Annotated in this window: 1 protein-coding gene and 1 pseudogene; one reads left to right on the forward strand and one right to left on the reverse strand. The window is 41.3% G+C overall.

The annotated features are described in order from the left end of the window. A pseudogene (locus ADA55_RS28150) lies at window positions 1-214 on the forward strand (IS5/IS1182 family transposase); the annotation flags it as partial. Between the two features lie 58 nt (window positions 215-272). On the opposite strand, the gene ADA55_RS02725 reads toward ADA55_RS28150, so the two are convergent. Further along, window positions 273-887: MBL fold metallo-hydrolase (locus tag ADA55_RS02725; RefSeq protein ID WP_048678658.1), on the reverse strand; the 615-nt coding region annotated here is incomplete at its 5' end.

Here is an 887-nt window from a genome sequence, read left to right on the forward strand (position 1 = left end):
AGCTTATAAAACACCAGCGATTACAAGCTACCTATTTAACAAAGAAATCACGCCTGCTTTACCCTACACGTCCTCGTACAAAAGAAGGATTCTTTCGCAAACATGACTATGTTTACGATGAACACTTTGATTGTTACCTTTGCCCTTCGGGAGAAACTTTAAAGTACTCAACAGCAATAAAGAGGGCTATCGCGAGTACAAATCGCCAAAACTCAAAATTTCAAGGGAATTTTAAAAGGGGTTCGGAATTTTTTAATTCCGAACCCCTTTTTTCATTTCCACCATCTTGTTTGAGGGAAATCCGTCGAACCAAGCACTACCGGTTCGCCTATTTGAGGGGTGCAGATCTGGACACCCAGGTCATTGGCTGCTTTTGTTACCCGTTCTATCGGATCTGTCCAGTCATGAAAAGACAATGTGAAACCTGCCCAATGAATGGGGATCATCCGTTTTCCTTGTACATCGATGTGTGCTTGAACAGTTTCTTCCGGAAGCATATGGATGGTTGACCAACGTTCATCATATTGGCCGCATTCCATTAAGGTTAAATCAAAAGGACCGTATTTTTCGCCGATTTCTTTAAAATGGCTGCCATAACCACTATCGCCGCTGAAATATACCTTTTCTTGTTTTCCTTTAATTATCCAAGAACACCAAAGTGTCGTATTGCCATCGCCTATACTTCTACCAGAAAAATGCCTTGCAGGCGTACAAATAAATTGCAAGTCCTTGAATGAAGCTTCATCCCACCAATTATGTTCCTGAATCAGTTCTTGTTTAACGCCCCATCTTTCTAGATGTCCACCGACACCGAGTGGGACAATGAACTGACTGACCTTATCTTTTAACTTCTTTATCGAGAAATAATCCAAATGATCGTAGTGATC

It is taken from the genome of Bacillus sp. 220_BSPC (genome assembly GCF_001054655.1).
Lineage (GTDB): Bacteria > Bacillota > Bacilli > Bacillales > DSM-1321 > Peribacillus > Peribacillus frigoritolerans.